Source organism: Lentzea sp. NPDC092896 (assembly GCF_044754905.1).
Classification (GTDB): domain Bacteria; phylum Actinomycetota; class Actinomycetes; order Mycobacteriales; family Pseudonocardiaceae; genus Lentzea.
Genome location: NZ_JBIVPX010000001.1, coordinates 1,829,906 through 1,851,381 on the forward strand (window position 1 = coordinate 1,829,906; position 21,476 = coordinate 1,851,381).

General features: G+C 68.5%; 16 protein-coding genes and 1 pseudogene. 10 read left to right on the forward strand and 7 right to left on the reverse strand.

What is annotated here, in order from left to right; genetic code table 11:
* Positions 1–3 precede the first annotated feature (3 nt).
* The 3 genes from ACIQF0_RS08195 (at position 4) to ACIQF0_RS08205 (ending at position 5,715) form a co-directional block, all read left to right on the forward strand.
* Positions 4–1,806, forward strand: coding sequence for a VWA domain-containing protein (locus ACIQF0_RS08195; protein WP_401026018.1), 1,803 nt, complete (start codon positions 4–6; stop codon positions 1,804–1,806).
* Between the two features lie 87 nt (positions 1,807–1,893).
* Complete coding sequence (locus tag ACIQF0_RS08200) at positions 1,894–3,465, forward strand: hypothetical protein (protein WP_401026020.1); 1,572 nt, start codon at positions 1,894–1,896, stop codon at positions 3,463–3,465.
* A gap of 195 nt (positions 3,466–3,660) precedes the next feature.
* Positions 3,661–5,715: a VWA domain-containing protein gene (locus tag ACIQF0_RS08205; RefSeq protein ID WP_401026023.1), complete on the forward strand. Its 2,055-nt coding sequence runs from the start codon at positions 3,661–3,663 to the stop codon at positions 5,713–5,715.
* On the opposite strand, the gene ACIQF0_RS08210 is transcribed toward ACIQF0_RS08205, so the two are convergent.
* The 6 genes from ACIQF0_RS08210 to ACIQF0_RS08235 are packed head-to-tail and all read right to left on the reverse strand — an operon-like array spanning position 5,708 to position 10,460.
* Positions 5,708–6,715: a gamma-glutamylcyclotransferase gene (locus tag ACIQF0_RS08210; RefSeq protein WP_401026026.1), complete on the reverse strand. Its 1,008-nt coding sequence runs from the start codon at positions 6,713–6,715 to the stop codon at positions 5,708–5,710. The two genes, ACIQF0_RS08205 and ACIQF0_RS08210, sit on opposite strands and share 8 nt — an antisense overlap.
* A gap of 18 nt (positions 6,716–6,733) precedes the next feature.
* Positions 6,734–8,317, reverse strand: a complete 1,584-nt coding sequence (locus tag ACIQF0_RS08215) for a Na+/H+ antiporter (protein ID WP_401026029.1) — start codon at positions 8,315–8,317, stop codon at positions 6,734–6,736.
* 19 nt (positions 8,318–8,336) lie between these two features.
* Entirely contained in the window at positions 8,337–8,645 is a 309-nt protein-coding gene (gene trxA, locus ACIQF0_RS08220; protein WP_360029666.1) for a thioredoxin, read from the reverse strand.
* Positions 8,636–9,016: a MerR family transcriptional regulator gene (locus ACIQF0_RS08225; protein WP_319979756.1), complete on the reverse strand. Its 381-nt coding sequence runs from the start codon at positions 9,014–9,016 to the stop codon at positions 8,636–8,638. Before ACIQF0_RS08225 ends, trxA begins: the two co-directional genes overlap by 10 nt.
* Before the next feature lie 45 nt (positions 9,017–9,061).
* Positions 9,062–9,454: a hypothetical protein gene (locus tag ACIQF0_RS08230; protein WP_401026034.1), complete on the reverse strand. Its 393-nt coding sequence runs from the start codon at positions 9,452–9,454 to the stop codon at positions 9,062–9,064.
* Positions 9,455–9,461: 7 nt separating this feature from the next.
* Complete coding sequence (locus ACIQF0_RS08235; RefSeq protein ID WP_401026037.1) at positions 9,462–10,460, reverse strand: DUF6745 domain-containing protein; 999 nt, start codon at positions 10,458–10,460, stop codon at positions 9,462–9,464.
* A gap of 178 nt (positions 10,461–10,638) precedes the next feature.
* On the opposite strand from ACIQF0_RS08235, the gene ACIQF0_RS08240 reads away from it, so the two are divergent.
* The 7 genes from ACIQF0_RS08240 to ACIQF0_RS08270 all read left to right on the forward strand — a co-directional run bounded on the left by ACIQF0_RS08240 (position 10,639) and on the right by ACIQF0_RS08270 (position 16,460).
* On the forward strand, positions 10,639–11,490 hold the full coding sequence (locus ACIQF0_RS08240) for an LLM class flavin-dependent oxidoreductase (RefSeq protein WP_401026040.1): 852 nt from the start codon (positions 10,639–10,641) through the stop codon (positions 11,488–11,490).
* A 12-nt stretch (positions 11,491–11,502) separates the two neighbouring features.
* Positions 11,503–12,774, forward strand: coding sequence for an LLM class flavin-dependent oxidoreductase (locus tag ACIQF0_RS08245; RefSeq protein ID WP_401026043.1), 1,272 nt, complete (start codon positions 11,503–11,505; stop codon positions 12,772–12,774).
* Positions 12,775–12,985: 211 nt separating this feature from the next.
* Entirely contained in the window at positions 12,986–13,861 is an 876-nt protein-coding gene (locus tag ACIQF0_RS08250; protein ID WP_360029675.1) for an amino acid ABC transporter permease, read from the forward strand.
* Positions 13,858–14,580, forward strand: a complete 723-nt coding sequence (locus ACIQF0_RS08255; protein WP_401026046.1) for an amino acid ABC transporter ATP-binding protein — start codon at positions 13,858–13,860, stop codon at positions 14,578–14,580. The genes ACIQF0_RS08250 and ACIQF0_RS08255 overlap by 4 nt, the downstream gene beginning before the upstream one ends.
* Positions 14,581–14,592: 12 nt before the next feature.
* Complete coding sequence (locus tag ACIQF0_RS08260; RefSeq protein WP_401026049.1) at positions 14,593–15,525, forward strand: ABC transporter substrate-binding protein; 933 nt, start codon at positions 14,593–14,595, stop codon at positions 15,523–15,525.
* A gap of 15 nt (positions 15,526–15,540) precedes the next feature.
* Positions 15,541–15,993 (forward strand): winged helix-turn-helix domain-containing protein, encoded by a 453-nt coding sequence (locus tag ACIQF0_RS08265; RefSeq protein WP_360029678.1) that lies wholly within the window; start codon positions 15,541–15,543, stop codon positions 15,991–15,993.
* Complete coding sequence (locus tag ACIQF0_RS08270) at positions 15,990–16,460, forward strand: GNAT family N-acetyltransferase (RefSeq protein WP_401026052.1); 471 nt, start codon at positions 15,990–15,992, stop codon at positions 16,458–16,460. Before ACIQF0_RS08265 ends, ACIQF0_RS08270 begins: the two co-directional genes overlap by 4 nt.
* Here the strand turns inward: ACIQF0_RS08270 and ACIQF0_RS08275 are convergent.
* Positions 16,450–21,429: pseudogene (locus tag ACIQF0_RS08275) on the reverse strand (SDR family NAD(P)-dependent oxidoreductase); the annotation flags it as partial. The gene ACIQF0_RS08270 and the pseudogene ACIQF0_RS08275 overlap by 11 nt on opposite strands.
* Positions 21,430–21,476: the final 47 nt, after the last annotated feature.

A 21,476-nucleotide genomic window follows, 5' to 3' on the forward strand; every position in this document is an offset into this window, starting at 1 on the left:
CACATGAACCTCGTGTGGGTCCTGGTCGCGGTGCTGGCGTTGCTCGCCGTGGCGGTTGGGTTCTTCATACGGAGGCAGCACTCCGCGAGTTCTCGGGTTCTCATCCACGACGACACGGACTACCTCGACGACACGGAGTACGACGACCAGTGGTTCGGCGTGTCCGCACAGCACGAGGTCGGCGGGGAAGAGTCCTCGAGGTCCCGCTTCACGATCGCCGGCGAGGTCGGGCGCTGGCTCTCGGAGGACGTTCCGCTCGGCGGCAGGAAGTCTCCGTTGCCCCGGGACGGCCTGTTCGTGCGCCGCAACAACGCGTTCGGCACCAGGGCGGTGCTCGGCATCAAGGACCTGATCGACGAGGGGGTCCTGATCGACCAGGCGCAGATCAGGTTCGACGACTTCATCGCCTCGGACCCGTCCGGCATCCCGTTGCCGCCGCCCGGCCACGCGCTCGCGGTGAGCAGCGGCACCTGTCCCGCCCAGACAGGTCTGCGTGCCAACGAGAACACCACCCACTTCGTCGAGATCGCGTTGCGGGCCGGGGAAACGGGCAGGTCCGCCGCGCAGTCCGTGCCGGTGAACTTCGTGTTCGTCGTGGACACCAGCGGTTCCATGGCAGGCGGGAAGATCGAGACGGTCAGGACGGCGATCCGCGAGCTCTACGCCCAACTGCGCGACACGGACGTCCTCGGCGTCGTCGCGTTCGACACCACGGCCAGGACGTTGCTCAAGGCCACGCCGAAAGCGTCGCTCGAACAGGAGAGGCTGGACGCCATCGTCGCGGCACTGCGCGCGGACGGCGGCACCGACATCAACCTGGGCGTCCTCTACGGCATCGACGAGCTCTCCCGGCACGCCCGGCTGGATGTCGTGAACTGCGTCTACCTGTTCTCGGACGGGGAGCCGACCTCGGGTGAACGCGACTGGATCGCCATCCGCCGCAACATCGCCGCCAAAGCGCGGGGCGAACTGACGCTGTCATGCTTCGGGTTCGGCCGTGACGCCCGCATGCGCGAGTTGGAGGCCCTGGCGGGCACGACCGGTGGGTTCTGCACGCTCGTCACCGATCCCGAGGACGTGCGGGTCACCCTCGCCGAGGACCTCGCGCGGCGCGAACACCTCGCCGCGCTGAACATCCAGCTCCAGATCAGCCTCGACCCGACCGTCACCGCCTGGCACCTGTACGGCCACGACCTCATCACCGACGCCCCGACCCGTGCCCGCGTCGAGCGAGACGTCGCCGCGGCTCGCGAGCGCGCACGGGAGGAGTTCGGCGTCGAGTCGCTGCCGGATCTCGTCACCCAGGACGAGGGCATCCGGATCTTCGCCCCGGACCTCGCCCACGGCGAGACCTACTGGGTGGTCCTGGAGGTGCGGGCCCCGGCCGACGCGGACTTCGGTGCCGCCACCGTGCAGTACGTGGACGTGGTCGCCGGCGAGAACCGCCGGCAGGAGCTGCAACTCGGCGCCGACGGCACGATCGCCCCGGAAACCGTGTTCGCGCACGCCGTGGGCCTGTGGACGAGCGAGATCACCTTCTACGCGCTCGACGACCTCTACCAGAACGACCGGGAGACGGCGAATTCCCGGCTCTCCGAGCACGTCGAGACGTTGCGCCAGGCGCACGCGCACACCCCGGCACCGCAGTTCCGCGACGACCAGGTGACGTTCCGCAAGCTGATGAGCCTGACGGCGAACCTGGGCACGGTCCGGGCGTTCTCCGACAGCGGTGACGCCGTCGCCGTGCACGCGCTGAACGCGTTCGGTCAGAGCAGGTCGGGCTTCGCGCGCAACCGGTTCGGCTAGCCGGGAAAAATTTCCTCGAAACTCGTTGAACCGCCTCCCGTCTCGCTACGTGTTCCCGCCGTACAACGGGAACGAGGGGGATGGGCCATGGCTGACGAGAAGACGGTGTTGATCGGCCGCTGCGGCCCGACGGTGATGCTGCCCAAGCAGGGCAGCAAGATCGTTCCGCTGCGCAGGTCCACCCCGCTGCGGGTCGACGTGGCGGGTGGCGGCCCGGTCGGTCTCGCCTTCGCGTGCACCATCAAGTCGTTGCTGGGCGACCGGGTCTCGGTCCGCGTCCACGACCGCCGCTGGATGCGCCAGGGCGACCGAGTCGTGTGGCGCGGCCAGGCCGAGGGCAACAACCGGCGCGAGCAGGTCGTGACGCTGCAGAGCAACGTCTGGGCCGCCCTGCCGTCCGCTGTGCAGCAGCGCCTCTTCACGCCGGGCAAGTTCTCGGAGATGTGGCCGCTCGGCCCGGACTCGCCGGCGTCCAAGGGCCGTCCGCGCAACATCAAGATCCGCTGGATCGAGGACTGCCTGCTGGACATGGCGCAGGACGTCTACGGCATCGAGGTCGTCCCCGCCGCCTACACCGCGCCCACGAAGTTCGACGGCCTGCACGTCCTCGCCATCGCGGACGGCGCCCGTTCCGCGACCCGCGACGCGTTCTCGGCGCAGTTCGGCACCCCGAGCCGCGAACTGTTCTCAGTGGACGGTTCGCCGCTCGACGAGCGCGTCCTCGGCATCCGCGTCACCGCGAAGTCGCCCGACGAGCACACCGTCCCGCTCACCGTGGCGCAGAACAGGTTCCTCTTCAACTCGCTCGGCGGCGGCTTCATCAACATGCGCCTGACCGCCGAGGAGGCCTCCGAGATCGTCGCTTTGGGGGAGAGCGGCCCGATCTCGTGCATCGGCAAGTTCGGCTGCACCATGCGCCCTTCCGCGAACGGCCGCTTCGTCTGCGACCGCCACCGCGCCGTGTTCAAGCCGTCCGTCGACAAGCTTTCCTACCTGTGGCCCCGAATCCTCGACGGCCTGCGCTTCTTCGGCGTCGGCGTCGCGGACGTCGTCGGCATCAACTCGTTCACGCTCGGCATGCAGCAGATGTCGAAGTTCACCGCCCAACTGGCACCCGACACGTTCGGCTTCCTGCTCGGCGACGCCGCGAACTCCCTGCACTTCTGGCCGGGCCGAGGCCTCAACACGGGCCTCAAGAGCGCCCTCTCGCTGGCCGTGAACCTCCAGAAGCGCTGGCGCGGCAAGGCCTTCCGCGCGGCGGACTTCGCCCAGCACGAGGGCATCATGCAGCAGCTCCAGTACCGCGAGAAGTCCCGCGCCTGGACCACCATGCTCATGCCGGACTCCGAAGGCACCCCGCGCGGCATCGAAGACCGAATCCGCGAGGGCCTCCAGGGCCCCTACGACCGCGCCGCCCTGGTGAAGACGCTGTTCGAGCGCGTCCTCGACATCAAGAAGCGCATGGGCGACCGCATGGGCGCGCTCGCCACCGACGAGTGGTACTACGGCCGCGTCAACGCCCTCGACACCCGCACCCTCAAGGTCATGGTGGAGTCGGGTGCGTGGATCACCCGCGAGATCGGCGGCGAGGAGGTCGAGATCCCGTCGGCCGAGGTCAAGGCTCCCGAACAGCCCCGGCGCCTTTCTCTCGTTTCGTAGAGGGCGTTCGATGCCATTTAGTGGACAATTCCTGGTCGACTAGAATTGGTGTGCTCGGCGCAGAATTTCCCGCTACCGCCGGACGGACGAGCCTGATACTTTGTCACCTCCTCGTGATCGTGTGCAGGGGACAATCTCATGAATCTCGTCTGGCTTTTGATTCTGGTCGTCGCGGTAATTCTGGTTGTGGGAGGTGTGAGGCTTCGGCGTGCGGGCTGGCACCAGTTGAGGCGCGAGCAGGAGCCGCCGGCGCCGATCCTTGAGGAAGCTCCTCGCGAAGAGCCTCCGGCCAAGCTCGCGGTGGATCCTGATCCGGAACTCGGACCGGAGCCGCCCGTGCGGGAGCGGTTCAGGACGGACCGGTACGAACGGGAGCGGTCCCCGAGGGTCCAGTCGCTGAACGACCGGCCCGAACTGGAGCACCGACTGCCCGTGACGGACGAGCCCACGACCGCAGTGTCCGATCGGCGTCGGGCCCTGGCCCAAGCACTTCGTGAGGAACGGGTGAGGAGCGCTGACAGCGAACTGCCCGAGTTTAGCCAGGAAGTGTCCCGCAGGTCGCGAGCGGAGCCGACCTCACTCCGCGCGACGCCGTCCGCCGAGGCCATGTCCGGCCGCCCGCAGACTCACGCGCAGGGAGTCATCGGCAAGATCGGCAACTGGCCCTCGGCCGACCTCCCGCTCGCCGACCGGCAGCACCCGCTTCCCCGCAGCGGCCTGTTCGTGCGCCGCAACAACGCGTTCGGCACCAAGGCGACACTGGGCATCAAGGACCTGATCGAGCAGGGCGTCCTGATCGACCAGACCCAGATCAGGTTCGACGACTTCGTCACCTCGAACTCCTCCGGCATTCCCACGCCCTCCGCCGGTAACGCCATCGCGGTGAGCTACGGCGCATGTCCCGCAGAGGCGAACTTGCGCGCCAACGAAAACACGACGCACTTCGTGGAAGTCGCACTGCGATCCGCGAAAACCGCCGATGAATCGTCCTCGAGGCAGGCGATGCCGGTGAACTTCGTGTTCGTGGTCGACACGAGTTCGTCGATGAAGGGCGCCAAGCTCAACACGGTGAAGACGGCGATTCACGAGCTGTATGCGCAACTTCGGGATACGGACATCTTGGGCATCGTGTCGTTCGACACGAACGTCAGAACGCTTCTCAAAGCCACGCCGAAGAAGGACCTCTCGGAGGTGCAACTCGCTGCTGTCGTGGCGGAACTCTGGGCGCACGGCGCCACCGACATCAACATGGGCGTGCAGTACGGCATCGACGAGATCGCCAGGTACGCGCACGTCCAGACGGACATCGTCAACTGCCTCTACCTGTTCTCCGACGGCGATCCGACGTCGGGTGTGCGCGACTGGATCACCATTCGCCGCAACATCGCCGAGAAGACCCGCGGCGAGCTGACGTTGTCGTGCTTCGGGTTCGGCGCCGACGCGCGCATGCGTGAGCTCGAAGCGCTGGCGGGCATCACCGGCGGCTCCTGCGCCCTGGTCACCGACTCGGAGGACCTCCGGCTCAACCTCGCGGAGGACCTGGCGCGGCGCGAGCACCTGGCCGCGATCAACATCCAGCTGCAGATCAAGCTCGACGCCACCGTGACCGCCTGGCACCTCTACGGCCACGACCTGATCACCGACGCGCCGACGCGGGCCCGTGTCGAGCGGGACGTCGCCGTCGCCAAGCACCGGGCGCGCGAGGAGTACGGCGTCGAGTCGTTGCCCGACCTGGTCACCGATCACGACGGCATCCGCATCTTCGCCCCGGACCTGGCCTACGACGAGACCTACTGGGTCGTCCTGGAGGTGCAGGCGCCCGCGGACTGGACGGGTTTCGGCACGGCGACCGTCCAGTACGTCGACGCGCTGGCAAGGGACAACCGCCGGCACGTCCTGGAACTGGGCGCGGACACGTCGATCGCCCCCGAGACCGTGTTCGCGCACGCGGTCGGGCTGTGGACGAGCGAGATCACCTTCTACGCGCTCGACGACCTCTACCAGAACGACCGGGAGACGGCGAGCAGCCGGCTGGAGGGGCACGTGAACACGTTGCTGCACGCCCACTCCCGGGCACCGTCCGCGCAGTTCAGCGACGACCGGGTCACGTTCCTGAAGCTGATCAGCCTCACCAAGAACCTCGGCCTGTTCCAGGCGTGGAGCGACAGCGGGAACCAGGCGTTCACCGAGTACGCGCTGAACAAGTTCGGCCAGACCAGGTCGGGTTTCGCGCGCAACAGGTTCAGCTAGCCAGGTACACCCAGGCGTCCGCGCCCGATCCGAGCCGCACGAGCGCTCGCCGGTAGTCGTCGACCTCGTAGATGTCGGCCGCCGCGAGCTCCGCGGTCGTCACCTCGAACATCGTTCCGGCGGTCACGTCCGCCGGCGAGCCGGTGTACGAGACGATCGGGTGCCGATCGCTCCCGCTCGTCTCGATCACGGCCGGATCGGTGATCGTCACCCAGTCCTGCCGATGACCGGGCAGCACGTCCTCCTTGCCGGCCAGTGTCCGCCCGAAGTGCTCGATCTGCACCGACGGCGTCTGCAACGTCCCGTACGAGAACAGGTTCACCACAGCGTCGGCCGGACCACCGATCCGCTGCAGCACGGGGTTCGCGACATCGGAGTTCCCCACCACGACAGAAGCCCGCCCAGCCGGCCCGACCTCGTCCAGGTACCGGCGACTGGCGGCGTGATATCGCTGGTCAAAGGCACGTTCGGCGTGCTCCAACCCACCCAGCAACTCCGCGTCACGACGAGTCCCGCGTTCCCGGGCGACGGCGAACGGAGTGTCGACGAAGACCACCTCGTCCCACTCCAGCTCCCGTTGCAGGAAGCTCCCGTCCACCACGAGCACGAGGTCGTCCGGCGCCACCACGGGCGGTTCGTCGAGGGGAGTGTCCGAGCGCAGGTCGATGATCCGCGAGCGATACCGCCGATCCCCACCAGGCCCGAGCGGCTCCAGCACCAGCCGCGAGAACGAGCCGAAGTCGTACGCGTCCAGGTAGTACCCGTCAGCCGAGTCCCGCCCCATCCGATGCCGAACAGCACGAGGGTTGTGGAACCCGTCCATCGACAGGTGCGCCGCCGAACGCCCACGAGCCGCAACGGCAGCCGTCAGCTCGCGAGCCAAAGTCGTCTTGCCCGACGCCGTGATCCCGTCCACCGCCACCCGCAACGGACGCCCCGGAAACCGGCCACACAGGTGATCGGCGATCCGGCCCAGCACGCGCTCCCGCGGAGTGATCATGCGCCCAACCCTACGGAATCAGTCCTCGTCGACCTCGCGCCGAGACAACCGCACTTCCTCCACGTCGAGCTTCCGCTGGATCGTGCGCAACACGATGTCGTCGATCGCGGCCTCGTCGCGCAACCGCACCACGGTCGCCCGCTTGTGCGCGATCAGCTCCAGCCGCAGCGCCGCGTACTCGACCTCGGACTGCGCCACCTCCTCGTCACCGGCCTCCTTCGCCCGCACGACCTCCAGGTGGTGTTCGTACTCGGCCAGCACCCGCTTGTAGACGACGTCGGAGACGCCCACCTCGTCGGCCAGCCGCGGCAGTGCCTCGTAGGCCTCCTCGGACGCCGTCGACTGGGCGAGCCGCAGCTCCTCGTCCAGTGCCGTGTCCTCGGGGAGCTGCGAGAAACGGATGATCGAGGGCAACATCACCGCCTGCACGATCAGGGTCAGCACGACGACGCCGGACGTGATGAGGATGATCTCGTCGCGGAACGGGAAGGGCCCGCCACCCACCACCGTCTCGGGTACGGCCAGGGCGGCGGCCAGCGACACCGCGCCGCGGAACCCGGCGGCCGACGACACCAGCCGTTGCCGGGCTCCCACGCGCCGCAACCGTTGCTGAGGACGGCGATCCAAAGCACGAATCACGTATGGAGTCGTGTAGCTCCACAACAAGCGCGTCCCGGCCACGGTCAGCGAGACCAGGCCGATGGCGCCGAACGTCGCGAGGGTCTCCGAACCGTCCAGCGAACGGATGGCGCTGTGCGCCTGGAGTCCGATCAGGACGAACAGGGCGCCGTTCAGCAGGAACGTCGCGATGCCCCAGAACGCGTAGCTCACCTGGCGGGTGTCGGCGCGCACGATCCGTGGACCGACGCGCGCGAGCGCCAGGCCGCACGTCACCACGGCGATCACACCGGAGCCGTGCACCGTCTCGGCGGCCAGGAACGCCGCGAACGGTGTCAGGATGCTGACCACGGTCTCGTGCATCGGACTGTCGAGCCGCTTGCGCACCTGCACCGCGAGCCACGCCACCAGCAGTCCCGCGACCGCACCGCCCGCGTACGACAGCAGCAGCCGCAACCCGACCATGCCGGTGCTGAACTCCTGCTCGCCGATGGTGATCGAGACCGCGATCGCGTAGATCACCAGGGCGGTGCCGTCGTTGATCAACGACTCCGCGCGCAGGATCGTGGTCGTGCGGCGCGGCATGCCTCGTGCGATCGCTGAGACCGCGGTCGCGTCGGTCGGGGCCAGGGCGGCGCCGAGCACCCACGCCGGACCCCAGTCGAGGCCGAGAGCGTGGGCGACGGCCGCGACCGCCGCGGCGGTCGCGAGGACGAGCAGCGTGCTGAGCAGCACGATCGGGCGCAGGTTGCTGCGGATCTCCCGCAACGACGTGTTGAGGCTTTCCCAGTACAGCAACGCCGGCAGGAAGATCAGCAGCATCGCCTCGGGCGGCAGGCTGACCTTCTCCAGCGCGGGCACGAAGCCGAGCACGGCACCGCAGACGACCAGCAGGACCGGGGCGGCGACGCGCAACCGTCCCGACACGACACTGCTCGCCAGGATGCACACGCCCAGCACCACTACGAGTTCGAGACCGAGCATGCGCTAAAAGATAGGCGGCTCAGGCGCTGAGCGCGTCATCCAATTCGGCCAGCAGACGGCCCTTGGGGCGCGCTCCCACGATCTGGCGGATCGGCACGCCGTCGCGGAACAGCAGCATCGTCGGCAGCGACATGACCTGGTAGTCGCGGGCGGTGGCGGTGTTCTCGTCGGCGTTGATCTTGAGCACGGTCAGGTCGTCGCGCTCGCGGTCGATCTCGTCCAGCACGGGGGAGAGCATGTGGCACGGCCCGCACCACTGCGCCCAGAACTCCACGAGAACGGTGCCGGTCCGGGTCTTCTCCTCGAACGTGGCGTCGGTCAGCTGCACTGGATCTCCTCGGGTACGAGACACGGGTCCTGGAAGGCGAGTCTGGCCAGCAGGAACTCCCGGACGGCGCCCAGCCGGTCCAGGCAGGCGTCCACTTCGGCGAGCTTGCGCCGGTAGACCTCCCGCGAGTCCGGGCACGAGTCACCCGACTCGTGGCCCGCGCGCAGGCAGGCGACGAACGGCCGGGTGTCCTCCAGGGACAGTCCGACCGCCTGCAACGACTGGATCTCGCGAACCAGCCGCAGGTCGTGCTCGCCGTACTCGCGGTAGCCGTTGGGCGTGCGCTGCGCTTCGAGGAGCCCCTCGGACTCGTAGAAGCGCAGCGCACGGGTGGTGGTGCCGGCTCGCTTGGCCAGTTCGCCGATCCTCATGAACGGAACGCTAAACCTTGACGCGCACGTCAAGGCAACCCTTTCTCAGTCCGCGACCAGACCGGCCGCCGTCCACTGCCGGCGGATCAGCCACCGGCCCGCGGCGATGCCGGTTCCGCCGTGTTCGGGGTGCAGCAGGTAGACGGGAGCGGTGTTCTCGACGACGGCCAGGTCCCGGCCGGTGGACCAGCGGCAGGTGCCGGGGTCCGCGACCAGGACGTGCGGGTTGGCGCCGTGGAAGCCGGCGATGAGGTGGACGCCCTCGGCGGGCACGTCGCGGTCGGCGACGTCGTCCGGAAGCGAGTCGAGCATCGAGAACGGGATGACGATCAGGTCGCCCTGGGCCTGCAGGCCGTCGACGACGGGGATGGTGGACTGTCGCTCGAGGTGGTCGAGCGCGTCGACGCTGGTGCGGTCGACGAGTTCTGCGAGATTCATGTGTGTTTCAGGTGCGTCGTAGGAGTTGGGCGTACTGGTCGGCCCGCAACCCGTAGGTCGTGGCCGCGGCGTCGAGCGGGTCGCGCTGCCAGTGGTGCGTCCGCAGGCCGTAACGGCGCCGGGTGCCGTCGCGCTCGACCGAGCCGTTGACGACGAGCAGCAGGTTGACCTGGCCCCACAGGTCGTAGAGGCGCAGGTCGTGGCCGGGGTTGCCGGGGTCGGGCGCGGTGGCGATCAACTGTGGCGTGGCCTGGTCGACGTAGGTCTCCCAGCCGAGGCGTTCGGCGGCGGCGAACCGCAGCTCCAGGCGGCGTTCGGTCAGGATCCGGACGACGTCCGGCTCCTCGATCACCCACCCCGGCACGGTTGTGCCGTGCCACGCATAGGCGTGCGTGCCGTCGCCGAACGCGATGGCAGGGCCTTTGTCGTTGTGCAGCAACGAGTTCGCGTCCACGTGCACGGCCGTGGGGCGATCGGACATCACGCAGACCTCCTCGCGCGGCCACCACCACCCGGTCGACCGGGTGAGCGTCACCCACTCGCCGAGCAGTGCCCGGTCACGCGGGCGGAGGTCCGCCAGCCAGTCGGCGTCGTGCTGACCGGCCCAGCCGATGCCGAGCGAGCCCGGCATCGTGGAGTTCACCGCCGGGATCAGGCTGTCGCGGACGATTCGGCGCAGCTCTCCGCCCCGGCGGCTCGGGGCACCCTGCCAGTCGCCGCGGTGCCGCAGGTCCGAGACCAGCGCGGCGATCTGTGCCTCGACGGTCTGCGAGTTGTCGCGATAGCGGAAGATGTCCTTGGCGGGCAACACGGTCGCCGCCTCGGCGGGGGAACGCACCCAGGCGAACTCCGGTGGTGGCCTGCCGGTGGCCGCGTAGAGCAGGCCCACGGCCTCTTCGGCCGCCGGACGATCAGCGGGTGCGGTGCTCAGCGCGTGGGCGAGCCAGTCTTCGCGGAGCGGGGAACGATCGGGGGAGCGGGTCTCAAGCCCGCTCGGTGCGCTCACAGCGCGAGGGCGCGCACGCCCTTTCGAGTCGTCATGCGGAAGATCGTGACACCAACTCCTCGCAATCCGCAAGCCCGAAAAATATTCCCCCGGCGGCCGAGATTCCCACCCAGTGGCCGCCCCGGCGCGAGCTCCTTCCGCGCGCACAGAATGCGAGTAAACGATGAGAGGGGGACCGGTGGGCACACGACTGCACCTGGCCGCCGCGCTCCACGCGACCGGCGAAGAAGCTTTCACCGCAAGGCATTGGGCCGAGCTCGTGCGCGAGGCCGAGCTCGGCACGCTCGACTTCGTGACGTTCGGCGACTCGCTCGGCGGGCAGCCGGGACTGGACGCGGTGCTCACCGCCGCGCGCATCGCGCCGCTGACCACGCGCGTCGGCCTGGTGCCGACGGCGGTGGTGACGCACACCGAACCGTTCCACCTGTCGAAGGCGATCGCGACGCTCGACTACGTGAGCGGGGGACGGGCGGGCGTTCAGCTGGCCGTGGCGCCCGATCCCGCCGACGCCAGGCACTTCGGGCGTCGTTCGGTCGGTGCCGAGCCCGAGTTGTGGGAGGAGGCGGCGGACTACGCGGAGGTCCTGCGCCGGCTGTGGGACAGCTGGGAGGACGACGCGGAGATCCGCGACGAGGCCACGGGGCGGTTCATCGATCGCGAGAAGCTGCACTACATCGACTTCGAGGGCCGGTGGTTCAAGGTGCGCGGGCCGTCGATCACGCCGCGCCCGCCGCAGGGCCATCCTCTGATCGCGGCCTCGCACCCGTTGGGGGACATCGTGTTCGCCGACGAAGTCTCGGCCACCGACAGGCTCGTGTTCCGAGATGTCGACGTGTCCACCCCGATCGAGCAGCTGGTCGCCTGGCACTCCGAGGGGTTCGCGGGTTTCCGCCTGCACGGCGATCTCCAGCGGATCACCCGCGAGCTCGTGCCGGAACTGCGCCGGAGCGGGCTGTTCCGCACCGAGTACGAGCACAGGACGTTGCGCGGCCACCTCGGTCTCGCCCGGCCCGCCAACCAGTTCGCCTAGAGGGAGCGCGAGATGACCAAGCAGATCCACCTCGCCGCGCACTTCCCCGGCGTGAACAACACGACCGTGTGGAGCGATCCGCAGGCGGGCAGTCACATCGAGTTCGAGTCGTTCGTCCACTTGGCACAGACGGCCGAACGGGCGAAGTTCGACTTCTTCTTCCTCGCGGAGGGACTGCGGCTGCGCGAGCAGGGCGGCGAGATCTACGACCTGGACGTCGTCGGCCGGCCGGACACCTTCACCGTGCTCGCCGCGCTGGCCGCCGTCACCGAGAAGCTCGGGCTCGCCGGCACGATCAACTCGACCTTCAACGAACCCTACGAGGTGGCCCGGCAGTTCGCCTCGCTCGACCACCTGTCGGACGGCCGCGCCGCCTGGAACGTCGTGACCTCGTGGGACGCGTTCACCGGCGAGAACTTCCGGCGCGGCGGTTTCCTCAGGCAGGAGGACCGGTACACCCGCGCGGAGTCGTTCCTGCGCACGGCGTGGAAGCTGTTCGACACCGGCGTGGGTGCCTTCGAGCACAAGGACGAGCACTTCGACATCAGCGGCAGGTTCGGTGTTCCCCGTTCGCCGCAGGGCCGTCCGGTGATCCTTCAGGCGGGCGATTCCGAGGAGGGGCGCGAGTTCGCCGCCGCCACCGCCGACGCGATCTTCTCGCGGCACGGCACGCTGGAGGCGGGCCAGAAGTTCTACGGCGACGTGAAGGGCAGGCTGGCCAAGTACGGGCGCACGCACGACCAGCTGGTGGTGCTGCCCGCGGCCACGTTCATCCTCGGCGACACGGACGCGGACGCGCAGGAGAAGGCCGCGGTCGTGCGGCGCCAGCAGGTCAGCGGGGCGACCGCGATCCGGTTCCTGGAGCAGGTGTGGAACCGGGACCTCAGCGGCTATGACCCCGACGGCCCGCTGCCCGACGTGGAGCCGTTGATCGGCGAGAACACGATCGCGAAGGGCCGGGCGAGCGTGCGGATGTTCAAGGACCCCGCCGCCACCGTGCAGGAGTGGCGGGACAAGGCCGCGGCGAAGAACCTGTCCATCCGCGACCTCGTGATCGACGTGAGCGCCCGGCAGACGTTCATCGGCTCGGCGGACAGCGTCGCCACGCAGATCAACGACCTGGTGCAGCAGGACGCGGCCGACGGGTTCATCCTCGTGCCCCACGTGACGCCGGGCGGGCTCGACGAGTTCGCGGACACCGTCGTGCCGTTGTTGCAGGAGCGCGGTGTTTTCCGGTCCGAGTACTCAGGTCCGACGCTGAGGGATCATCTCGGTATCCGATAGTTGTTCAGCACGTGGACGTCCTTGCCGGAGTGGTTCATCGGTACTTAACGTGAGCGTCGTTGAGTGAGTGCTCTCCTCAAGAGCGCAGGGAAGGGAGGACAGGATGAACGGCGCCGCCGCGTTGATCCTGTCCTCCCGCTGTCGCATCGACTGTTGTACGAGCTGACTCTTCTCGCTCGTCTCACGTTCCCCGCCGCAGCAAGGACTCGCCATGACCTCTTCCGGCACGCTGACGCTTGTGTCCACAAAGGACGATGATCTTTCTTCGCTGCCCGTCGTGCCGGCCCGCCACCCGTGGCGCTGGGTCGGTGTGGCCTTCGTGCTGGTGCTCGCCGCGCAGTTCGTGCACGGCCTGGTCACGAACCCCGCCTGGGACTGGCCGACGTTCGCGCGGTACTTCACCGCCCAGTCGATCCTGACCGCCGTCGGCACCACCATCGTGCTGACCGTGCTCGGCACCGTGCTGGGCTTCGCGCTCGGCATCGTGGTCGCGGTGCTGCGCCTGTCGAAGAGCCCGTTCCTCTCGGCGGTCGGCTGGACCTACATCTGGGCGTTCCGCTCGATCCCGTTGATCGTGCAGCTGCTGTTCTGGTTCAACATCTCCTATCTGTACCAACGGCTTTCGCTCGGCATCCCGTTCGGGCCGGAGTTCGTCAGCTTCGAGACCATCGCGCTGATCAGCCCGATGGGCGCCGCCGTGCTCGGCCTCGCGCTGCACCAGGCGGCCTACGCGGCGGAGATCGTCCGGTCCGGCGTGATCTCCGTCGACCGCGGGCAGCTCGAGGCGGCGGCCGCGCTCGGCATCCCGAGGTTCCGGCAGTTCCGCAGAATCGTGCTGCCCCAGGCGATGCGGTCGATCCTGCCCAACGCAGCCAACGAGGTGATCAGCCTGTTCAAGGGCACGTCGGTCGTCTCGGTGATGGCGATCGGCGAGCTCTTCTACCAGGTGCAGGTCATCTACGGCCGCAACGCCCGCGTCGTGGCGCTGCTGATGGTCGCGACCGTCTGGTACATCATCCTGACCACCCTGCTCTCGATCGGCCAGCACTACGTCGAGCGCTACTTCGCGCGAGGAGACCGCCGGTGATCGAGGTTCTGGGCGTGCACAAGAGCTTCGGTTCACTTGAGGTGCTGCGCGGGGTGTCGTTGAACGTCGCGGCCGGTGAGGTCGTGGTGGTGCTCGGGCCGTCCGGCTCCGGCAAGTCGACGTTGCTGCGCACGATCAACCACCTGGAGAAGGTCGACCGCGGGTTCATCACCATCGACGGCGCGCTGATCGGCTACCAGCGGCGCGGCGGGAAGCTCCACGAGCTCAAGGAACGCGAGATCCTCAAGCAGCGCAAGGACATCGGGTTCGTCTTCCAGAACTTCAACCTGTTCCCGCACCTCACCGCGTTGGAGAACATCGCGGAGGTGGCCGATCCGGTGCAGGCCCGGCACTTCCTCGAACGGGTCGGGCTGGTGGACAAGGCGGACGTGTATCCCCGGCAGCTCTCCGGCGGTCAGCAGCAACGCGTCGCGATCGCGCGAGCCCTCGCCACACGACCGAAGGTCGTGCTGTTCGACGAACCGACGTCGGCGCTGGACCCGGAACTGGTCGGCGAGGTGCTCGACGTGCTGCGCGACCTGGCCCGTTCCGGAACCACGATGGTCGTGGTCACGCACGAGATCGGCTTCGCCCGCGAGGTCGCCGACCGGATCGTGTTCATGGACGACGGCGTGATCGTCGAAGAGGGAACACCGGAGCAGGTGCTCGATCACCCGGTCCACGAGCGCACCCGCGCTTTCCTGTCCAAGGTTCTGTAGAAGGAGTTCGTTGTGCGCAAAGTACTTCTCGCCGCGTTGGTGTTCGGTCTGGCGGCGTGTGGCACCGCCGGCGGCGAAGAGCCCGTCGAGGTCGCGGGCCTGAGCGTGAACCTCGGTCCTGACCAGAAGAGGGTCACCGCCACCAAGGACGACAAGATCGCGTCGAAGGTGCCGGAGAAGTTCAGAACGAAGGGGGAGCTGACGATCGGCGGATCCGCCGGCACAGCACCACCTCTGCGGTTCTACGCGACCGACGACAAGACCGTGATCGGCGTCGAGACCGACATCGCGTCGCTGGTCGCCGACGTGCTGGGACTCAAGCCGAAGCTCGAGGTCTCGTCCTGGGAGAACCTGTTCGTCGGCCTGGACAGCGGCGCCTACGACCTCGGGCTGTCGAACATCACGGTCACCGAGGCGCGCAAGGAGAAGTACGACTTCGCCACCTACCGGCTCGACACGCTGGCGTTCGAGGCGAAGAAGGGCGGCACCTGGAAGGTGAAGGAGCCCAAGGACGTGGCGGGCAAGGTGATCGCCGTGTCGTCGGGCACCAACCAGGAGAAGATCCTGGTCGACTGGAGCACCCAGAACGTGGCGGCGGGCCTGAAGGCCACGGACATCAAGTACTTCCAGAACTCGTCGGACTACTACCTCGCGCTGCAGTCCGGCCGCATCGACGCCTACCTCGGCCCGAACCCGACCTCCGCGTACCACGCGGCGACGTCCGGGCAGACCGAGGTGATCGGCAACTTCTCCGGCGGCGCCACCGTCCAGGGCAAGATCGCCGTGACCACGAAGAAGGACAGCGGGCTCGTGACCCCGGTCCAGGAGGCGCTGAACCAGTTGATCGCCAACGGCAAGTACGCCGAGGTGCTGAAGCGCTGGGGCCTGTCCGACGAGGCCGTGCCGACGTCCGAGATCAACCCGCAGGGTCTGCCGAAGAGCTGATCAGGGAGGTGCGTCATGAGGTTCAGCATCACCATCGACACTGACGACGAGGACACCGCGCTGCGGCTGCTCGGCGCGTTGAACGACGTGGGCCTGATGCCCGCGGCCCAGGCGGCGGTCGAGGCGGTGGACGTCCGGATCCTGCCGGACACGCGGCAGGTGCTCGTGCACGACGTCGTGGTCGAGACGACGAGGCTGGAGTTCGAGCTGCTGCTGCACCTGTGCGAGCACACCGACCGGGTGCATCGCCGTCGTGATCTGCTGGCGGCGGTCTGGGGAGTCAACGACGACTACAGCGGTGCCCGCACGGTCGACGTGCACGTGCGGCGGATCCGGCAGAAGCTCGCCGACGCGTCGGACGTGATCCAGACCGTGCGCGGTGTCGGCTACCTGGTCGCGTCGAGCAGCCGGGTCCGGGTGGAGCGCTCGCCGAACGTCGTGCGGCTGGCGGACCGGCGCGCCGGATGACCGACGAGGTCCACTGGACTCGGCCGGACGCTCCCGAGGTCGCCGGGATGATGGCGGAGTTGTTGCAGGAGTACGTGAGCAGGTACGGACAGGCGGCTCGGGAGCGGATGGAACGGTTCCCTGACGAGTCGCTGACACCGCCTGACGGACGGCTGATGGTGTTGCTGCGGGGCGGAACCGCCGTGGCGGGCGGCGCGTTCCGGCGGTACGACTCGGAGACCGCGGAGCTGAAGCGGATCTGGACCCACTCGTCGTACCGCCGCCAGGGCCTGGCCCGGCAGGTGCTTTCGGTGCTGGAGGCCGAGTCGGCCCGGCTCGGCTACCGGCGCCTGTTCTTGACCACCGGCCCGCGCCAGCCGGAGGCACGCGGGCTGTACCTGGCGGCGGGCTACACGCCGTTGTTCGACGTGACGGTCCCGCCGGCCGGGCCGCTGCCGTTCGAGAAGGCGTTGCTCGTCAGGACGTGACGGGGTGGAAGGCCTTGAGCCAGTCCTCCATCACCTCGGCGGTGAGGTGGGCGTCCTCCTTCACCATCGCCATGTGGTCGGTGGCCACGAGCCGGATGTCGTCCGCGGGCACCGAGACGTCCTGGTTCGTGGTCACCAGGTCCGTTCCCCTGACCTCGTTCGCGCACCGCACCAACAGCTTCGGCACCGTCGTGTGGATGCCGGTGTCGATGATGCGCGGGAACCAGTGCGCCATCGCGGACAGGCGCGCGCTGTTCATGTTGACCGCGGGGGAGTCCATCGTGTTGAAGTAGTTGCTGGTGACGGACTCGAAGTCCATGCCCTCGCGGTTGTCGTAGTTGAGGCTCAGCGTGTCGAGCATGATCACGCCGTCCGGTTTGACGCCCCACGTCTCCTCGATGACGCCCGCCGCGAGGTAGGCGAGGGTGCCGCCGGAGGAGTGGCCGACGAGCACGAACGGGTCGCCGTCGCTCGCGTGCAGCACCGCCTCGGCCACCCACCGGTTGACCGCGGCGGCGTCCTTCGGAAGTGGTTCGCCTGAGCCGAACCCGATCAGCGGGAGTGCGCTGACCTGCCGTTTGCCTCGCAGGTGAGCCGCGAGCCGCGCGTACATGTGCACGCCTGCCGTCGCGCCAGGTGCGCTGATGCAGATGAGCTTGGGCAGCTTCGGCCCGTCCGCGAGCGTGACGGCCTCGGGCAGCTCGTCCAGCTCGGCGGGGGAGGAGAACATCGGGCGCAGGTTCGCGACGCCCTTGAGCATCTGCAGTCCGGCGGCGACGTTGTTCTTCGTGACGGCTTCCATGAAGAGCCCGAACACCGTGTCCTCCGCGGCCACCTCGACGCCGTTCGCGCTGGTTCCTCCACTGTGGAGGGTGCCGAGCTCGGTGACGAGGTGCTGGGCCAGGTTCGCCGGGGTCTTGTGGTCGAAGACGACTGATCCGGCGAGCTTGAGGCTGAGGAGTTCGTTGAGCTGGTTGCGCAGTTCGACCGCGATGAGGCTGTCGAAGCCGAGTTCGAGGAAGTCCTTCCGCGGGTCGACCGCGCTCGGGTCGGGGTGCCCGAGCAACGCCGCGCTGGTGCCGGTGACGAGGTCGCGGACCAGTCCCTCGCGGTCCTGGGGCGTGGCGTTGCGCAGCCGGTCCAGCACCGTGACGGCGGCCTTCTCCTGTGGTTGTTCGCTGGTGCCTCCCAGGAGTTTGGAGACCGGACCTCGTTGGGCGGCGACGTGGATCGGGACCACGAGGGGTGTGCGGTGCGCGAGTGCGGCGTCGAAGAGCGCGAGGCCCTGCTCGACGGCCAGCGGCGGCATGCCCGACCGTTGCATCCGGTCCATCGCGGCCTGGCTGAGCCCGGCCGTCATGCCGGAGTCCTGCGCCCACGGTCCCCAGGCGAGGCTGATGGTGTTCTCGGTGCTCTGGGCGAGGGCGTCGAGGTAGGAGTTGGCGGCCGCGTAGTTGCCCTGCCCCGCCGCGCCCATCACGCCCGAGACGGAGCTGTAGAGGATCAGTTGGACGTCCGTGGCGTTGCGCAGGTGCCAGGCCGCGTCGACCTTGGGCGTGAGGACGTTCGTGACGCTGTCCGGGGTGAGCGCGTCGATCAGCGCGTCCTCGAGCACGCCTGCCGTGTGGATGATGGCCTGCAAGGGTTTCTGTGCCGCGCTGAGGAGACTGGTGACGTCGTCGGCCTTCGAGACGTCGGCCGCCGCGATCGTGACCGTCGCGCCCTGTGCTTCGAGCTCTCGGCGCAGTTCGGTGGCCTTGGGCGACTCCTCGCCACGACGGCTGGCGAGCAGCAGGTGCTTGACGTTGTGCCTGGTGACGAGGTGTTTCGCCAGTTCGGCACCGAGTCCGCCGGTACCGCCGGTGATCAGGACCGTCTTGTCCTGGTCCCACTCGTGGTCGCCTTCGGTCTTCTGGACTTCTTTCAGTCGTGGCACCGTCGTCTGTCCATTGCGGACCCTCACGTGCGGCTCGTCCCACGCCACCAGTTTGGGCAGCAACGCGCCGGACACGTCCAGTCCGTCGGTGTCGAACAGCAGGAACCTGCCTGGGTTCTCCATCTGTGCGCTGCGCACGAGACCTGCCGTGGCGGCCGCGGTGAGGTCGTTCTCCCCGCTGACGAATACGATGTGCGCGCTGTAGTCGTCGGCCTCTTGGAGGATCGCGAGGACGCGTTGTGTCTGTGCGTGGGTAGTTGCTGGTGTTCCGTCACCGCTGACCGCCACGATGAACACGTCAGGCTTGGTGGATTTCGCGGCCTCGGCGAGCGTCTCCCCGTACCCGGTGACGGTCTGCCCGGCGCTGTAGAGCACGTGCGCGAGGTCGAACTCGTCCCCGCCGATGATCGCCCACCTGGCCGCCGCGATGGGGCTCGCGGTGACGGTGGCGTCGACCCAGTGCAGTTCGTGCAGGGCGGGCTGGGATTTGGCCGGTCCGCTCGGCGCGGTGCCGCCCTTGGGCCAGAACCGCTGCGTGTCGAACGGGTAGGTGGGCAGGGCGATCTTGTCGCCGCGCGGGAAGAACTTCCGCCAGTTGACGTTCACGCCGCTGATGTAGAGCTTGGCGAGCGCGGTGAGGACCGCCGCCGGTTCGGGTTTGTTCTTGCGCAGCGTCGGGATGCAGCCGTCGACCAGTGCGCTGAGCACTCCGGTCGGGCCGATCTCCACGAAGGTGGCGTCGCCGATCTTCTTGACGTTGTCGGTGAAGCGGACCGTGTCGCGGACGTGGTTGACCCAGTGGTCGACGGTCGTGACGTCGCCGTTGGTGTGGATGGGGATGCGCGGCTTGGCGAAGGTGATGTGCTTGATGGCGTTGCGGAATGCTCCGAGCATCGGCTCCATCAGCGGGGAGTGGAAGGCGTGGCTGACCCGGAGCTGCTTGTGCTCCCAGTTCTGCGCGATGGCCGTTGCTGTCGCTTCTTCACCGGCGATGACGATGTCGTTGGGGCCGTTGATGGCGGCGATGTCCACCTGCGCGGTGAGGTGCTTCCTGACTTCCGCTTCCGTCGCCTTGACGGCGAACATCGCGCCGTTCTGCGGTAGGGCCTGCATGAGGCGTGCGCGTTCTTGGACCAGTGTGGCGGCGTCTTCGAGGCTGAGGACGCCGGCGACGTGCGCCGCCGCGATCTCGCCGATGGAGTGGCCCGCGACGTGGTCGGGTTTGAAGCCGTAGCTCTCCAGGAGCCGGTAGAGGGCCACCTGCAGGGCGAACAGGGCCGGCTGGGTGGTGCCGGTCTGGTTGAGCGCGTCCTCGTCCGTGCCCCACATGGCGTCGTCGAGGTCCACGTCGAGGTGCTGGGCGACGTTGTCGAACGCGGTGCGGAAGGTGTCGGAGGTTTCGTAGAGGTCCTTGCCCATGCCGAGGCGTTGGGCGCCCTGGCCGCTGAAGAGGGCGGCCACCGGTTTGCGCTGGGTCTGGCCGCTCGCGAGGGTGGCGCCGTTGAGGAGGACGGCTCGGTGTTCGAATCCGGTGCTGCGGGTGGTGAGGAGGGAGTGGCCGACGGCAGCGGGGGACTCTTCAAGCGCCCGGACCTGGTCGATGCGCGCTTGCAGGGCATTGGCCGACTTCGCCGACACGACCAGTGGCAACTCGTCCGCGTCAGTACCGAAGCCGAACGGGCACCGCGTGGGCTCGTCGCCGCTTTCGTTCGGCTGTGGTGCCTCCTCGATGATCACGTGCGCGTTCGTCCCCGACACGCCGAACGACGAGATCCCCGCCCGCCTCGGCTGCTCCCCGCGCGGCCACGGCTCGGCCTCGGTCAGCAGCGCGATGTTGCCCGCCGCCCAGTCCACGTGCGACGACGGCGCGCTCACGTGCAGCGTCCGGGGGAGTGTCTCCCGCTGCAACGCCATCACCATCTTGATCACGCCCGCCACGCCCGCGGCCGCCTGCGTGTGCCCGATGTTCGACTTCACCGCGCCCAGCCGCAGCGGCTCGGCTCGTTCGGCACCGTAGGTCGCGAGCAGCGCCTGCGCCTCGATCGGGTCACCCAGCACGGTCCCGGTGCCGTGCGCCTCGACCGCGCCCACCTCGTCGGCCGCCAACCCCGCCGAGGCCAGCGCCGCCTGGATCACCCGTCGTTGCGAGGGACCGTTCGGCGCGGAGAGGCCGTTCGACGCGCCATCCTGGTTGACTGCGCTGCCCACCACCACGGCGAGCACGGGGTGTCCGTTGCGTTGTGCGTCCGAGAGCTTCTCCACCAACAACACGCCGACGCCCTCGGACCAACCGGTCCCGTCGGCGTCATCGGAGAAGGCCTTGCAGCGCCCAGAAACCGCGAGGCCGCCCTGACGCGTGAAGCCGGCGAAGTTCGACGCCGTCGCCATGACCGTGACGCCACCCGCGACCGCGAGCGAGCACTCGCCGTTGCGCAGCGCAGCAGCAGCGAGGTGCAACCCGACGAGAGAAGAAGAACACGCCGTGTCGATGGTGACAGCAGGACCCTCGAAGCCGAACGTGTACGAGATGCGGCCCGAGATGACGCTCGCGGCCGTGCCCATTCCGGCGTGACCCTCGACGTCCTCCTCCGACGCGATCAGCACATGTCCGTAGTCCTGGCCGTTCGTGCCGACGAACACGCCCGTTTCGCTGCCACGCAACGACGCCGGGTCGATGCCCGCACGCTCGATGGCCTCCCACGTGGTCTGCAGCAGCAGCCGTTGCTGAGGGTCCATCGCGAGAGCCTCTCGCGGCGAGATGCCGAAGAAGCCGGGGTCGAACTCCGCCGCGTCGTACAGGAACCCGCCCTGCAACGTCGCGGAGTCCCCGCCCGCCAGCGTTCCCAGGTCCCAGCCGCGGTCCGTCGGGAAACCGGTGATCGCGTCACGGCCCTCCGAGACCAGGTCCCACAGGTCCTCGGCGGAACGCACGTCGCCGGGGAAGCGGCACGCGATGCCGACGATCGCGATCGGCTCGTGGCGCCCGGACTCGGCCTCCTCCAGCCGCTGACGCGTTTCGTGCAGGTCAGCCGTGACCCACTTCAGGTACTCAACGAGCTTCTCTTCGTTCGGCATCGCCG

What these genes read in the sequence shown, in the direction of transcription:
- ACIQF0_RS08195 (WP_401026018.1), top strand. Translation starts at nt 4, where the DNA reads ATGAACCTCGTGTGGGTCCTGGTCGCGGTGCTGGCGTTGCTCGCCGTG.
- ACIQF0_RS08200 (WP_401026020.1), top strand. Translation starts at nt 1,894, where the DNA reads ATGGCTGACGAGAAGACGGTGTTGATCGGCCGCTGCGGCCCGACGGTG.
- ACIQF0_RS08210 (WP_401026026.1), bottom strand. Translation starts at nt 6,715, where the DNA reads ATGATCACTCCGCGGGAGCGCGTGCTGGGCCGGATCGCCGATCACCTG.
- ACIQF0_RS08215 (WP_401026029.1), bottom strand. Translation starts at nt 8,317, where the DNA reads ATGCTCGGTCTCGAACTCGTAGTGGTGCTGGGCGTGTGCATCCTGGCG.
- ACIQF0_RS08225 (WP_319979756.1), bottom strand. Translation starts at nt 9,016, where the DNA reads ATGAGGATCGGCGAACTGGCCAAGCGAGCCGGCACCACCACCCGTGCG.
- ACIQF0_RS08230 (WP_401026034.1), bottom strand. Translation starts at nt 9,454, where the DNA reads ATGAATCTCGCAGAACTCGTCGACCGCACCAGCGTCGACGCGCTCGAC.
- ACIQF0_RS08245 (WP_401026043.1), top strand. Translation starts at nt 11,503, where the DNA reads ATGACCAAGCAGATCCACCTCGCCGCGCACTTCCCCGGCGTGAACAAC.
- ACIQF0_RS08250 (WP_360029675.1), top strand. Translation starts at nt 12,986, where the DNA reads ATGACCTCTTCCGGCACGCTGACGCTTGTGTCCACAAAGGACGATGAT.
- ACIQF0_RS08265 (WP_360029678.1), top strand. Translation starts at nt 15,541, where the DNA reads ATGAGGTTCAGCATCACCATCGACACTGACGACGAGGACACCGCGCTG.
- ACIQF0_RS08270 (WP_401026052.1), top strand. Translation starts at nt 15,990, where the DNA reads ATGACCGACGAGGTCCACTGGACTCGGCCGGACGCTCCCGAGGTCGCC.